Source organism: Caballeronia sp. (assembly GCF_049581465.1).
GTDB lineage: Bacteria > Pseudomonadota > Gammaproteobacteria > Burkholderiales > Burkholderiaceae > Caballeronia.
Map to the genome: position 1 here is coordinate 1 of NZ_JBAUSA010000874.1, position 2,873 is coordinate 2,873.

General features: G+C 57.4%; 2 protein-coding genes and 1 pseudogene. All 3 read right to left on the reverse strand.

The window, feature by feature from the left end; translation table 11 throughout:
* Positions 1-286 precede the first annotated feature (286 nt).
* Entirely contained in the window at positions 287-1,210 is a 924-nt protein-coding gene (locus tag WCA53_RS21380) for a LysR substrate-binding domain-containing protein (protein ID WP_423915340.1), read from the reverse strand.
* 367 nt (positions 1,211-1,577) lie between these two features.
* Positions 1,578-1,673: pseudogene (locus tag WCA53_RS21385) on the reverse strand (IS6 family transposase); the annotation flags it as partial.
* 367 nt (positions 1,674-2,040) lie between these two features.
* Entirely contained in the window at positions 2,041-2,637 is a 597-nt protein-coding gene (locus WCA53_RS21390) for a GNAT family N-acetyltransferase (protein WP_423915342.1), read from the reverse strand.
* Positions 2,638-2,873: the final 236 nt, after the last annotated feature.

Sequence of the window (2,873 nt, forward strand, 5' to 3'; positions counted from 1 at the left end):
GCGTGACCACCTTTGCGGCCAGGACTCGCGAATAATGGTCGCGAATCGGCAATGCGATTTAACCGTCATTGACATTATGGATAACGAAATAAGAAAGCGGTCGGCTATCGTAGTAGGCGTAGGTGCGGAGCGCGGGGTCCGGGGCAGTGCGTTTCAGGCGGATTAGCCTACCGCCGTGCGACGCAGCGACACTCATCCAGTGACGGGACAGCGCCCCGTCCGTCGGGTGCCCTCAACTTGATTGAGGATTGAGTGCAGGTAAAGAAGCTAGACGGATATCCCTGGTTCAGCCGATATCAGCGCCCCGCTCCGCTAGTAACGCGATCTCAGCCGCCCGTTGCTCGGGCAACGTCTGTTTCAGATGATCAATCCATGTCTTGACCTTTGCGTCGACATAACGGTTTGACGCGTATAGCGCGAAAATCCGAAGAGGCCGTAGCATGTAGTTGGGCAGTACGCGCACCAGCGTTCCATCGCGTAGTCCTTTCATGGCGGAATACGCTGGCAACGCGCCAATGCCCATGCCATGTTCCATTGCTGCTGCGACGGACTCTGGGACATTCACGCGAAGTCGGCCCGTAATTGTGATGGAAGCCTGCTCTTCGCCACGATGCAGCGTCCAGCGGTTGCGCGTAAATTGAGGCAAGGAAAGCTCAATGCATGGCAGTTTGGCTAAGTCCTCCGGACGCTCCACCGACGGATAACGTTGAAGGAATGACGGAGACGCACAAAGTATGCTGGCCGTCTCGCCGATCTGCTGAGCAATCAGAGCAGAGTCTTCCAACTTCTCCGCAAGTACGATTGAGACGTCAAATCCCTCTTCAACCAAATCAGGCGCTCGCTGCAAGAGGGTAAGTTCCACGGAAACATCAGGGTACATTTCCTCATAGCTCGCGAGGCAAGGAATTACGTAGTGCTGGCCGAAAGCCCCCCAAGAATGGACGCGAAGTAAGCCGGCGGGGCGTATGTTGGCGTCCCGTGCTTCCATTTCGGCCTCGTCATATAGCCGAAGGATTTCCTGGCATCGCGCCAGATATCGTTTGCCGGCTTCGGTTAGCGCCATTCTCCGCGTACTCCGATTAATCAGCCTGGTACACAACTGCTTTTCGAGTTCGGCTACGCCTCGCGAGATTGCCGCGGAATTGAATCCGTAAAAATCAGCGGCAGCCGTGAAACTACCTGTCTCAACCACCTTTGCGAAGACTCGCATGACCTGAATTCTATCCACTACTCCTCCGCTCTTATTTGCCTACCTTCTGCTGCTACGACTGGGCGGCGTTGGCAGACGGCCGGCAGGCGTGCGCAGATCGCTGAATTTGATATTTCGTCTTCCGCTTCCCACCCGCTTCGCACGAGAGTTTATACCGGTCACGGGCGACAAGTAGACGAGCGAAAGGTAGGCCGAAAGAGTCCCGTCGAGCAGTAGGTCAGGCGTGCAGCGACGCGCGCCATGCGTGAGCTCTCTCGCAGTGGACTATGGTTTCGCATCTGAACGGCGAGGTTCTGGTGCAAATAGGGGAAATAGTCGAGGAGGTTGATTGTGAGATGATAGCTTATTAATCCGAGAGGACTGCATTTTAAACGGTCGGTGTAGCGGTGTCTTTGAGGCCGAGCGTCGCGAGATTGAACTGCCCCTGGCGAATGCGATGCATCAACTCGGCGCACCACACTGTTGTGCGAGTGCACGTCTATTTGACCAAACTTGTCCGTGCCGGGCCTCCTATGCGCCAAGTCGGTTCGGACCGTGACTCTACCCGGCGGTTGCTACCCGGCCGGAAGGAAAACGGCTATATGGTAATCAGAACCCCACGCGCAGCGTGTCCGGATCGACGCTCCCTTCAATGTGTACCTCGCCTCGTAGCAACTGTATCCGTATCTTGCCAGGCACCAGTGCCGACAGGAGGAGATAGCGCCGGTTCGCCGGTGTTGGTGTCGTTGACCTCGGCGATGGTGACCGGCACCGCTCCACGCTAACCGCCCAGATCATCATCCAAAGCACTTTTGCCGTGGGTTGGCACAAGAGGCGCCGACCGACTAAACTCACGCCGAACCCATATTCGTGCGCTTGATCGCGATGAGGCGAAAGGCCTGCCTCACCTCGAACCCGAGGCGTTCATACAACCCGATCGCGGCCTGATTGTTACTGCGGACATGCAGGAACGGTGTATCCCCGCGGGCCTCGATACCCCTGCGCAAGGCATTCACGAGTCGACCAGCAAGGCCTTTCCCTCGATACTCGTCACGCACACAAACAGCGCTTATTTCGACGTATCCGTCGATGAGCATGCGTTCACCTGCCATCGCAATGAGCTGCCCCCGTTCCCGGATACCGATGTAGTTGCCCATCTGGTGTGTGCGCCTTGCGAAAGGGCCCGGTTTGGTCTTTGCCGCTAGGTCGAGCATCTCTTCGGCATCGAGGTGGTTCAGGCGCAGCACCGCCGCATCAAGCGCGCTGTCAGGCGCCCGAATCGCGGCCACCATTTGATGGAGTACGGCAACCTGCTCTGCTTGCAGACCATGGGTCGGTTCTATGGGATTGAGCGCTATCAACCTCGCCTGCTCGCCGGGCTGAAGAAGCCGGTGAAACTCCTGCCAGGCAGTCGCAGTGTCCGACACCACGGCTGCGAACGGGGCCATTTCCGGACAATAGCGACGAGCAAACGAACCGCCTTGTCGGAGGTGCCCGTGTCGGGTCGCCAAGGCCGACCAGATGGGGGTGTCTAGGATATGGTGGGAGGGGCAATCCATATCGATTCCTTGTGGTTACGTTACGTCTTTCAGGATGCAGTTAAGTCGCGTTCATCGGCGTATTGAGCGGGAGGTAGGGCTCGACCAGCAACAACTGACGATCAGAACCAGCTTACGGCCGAACC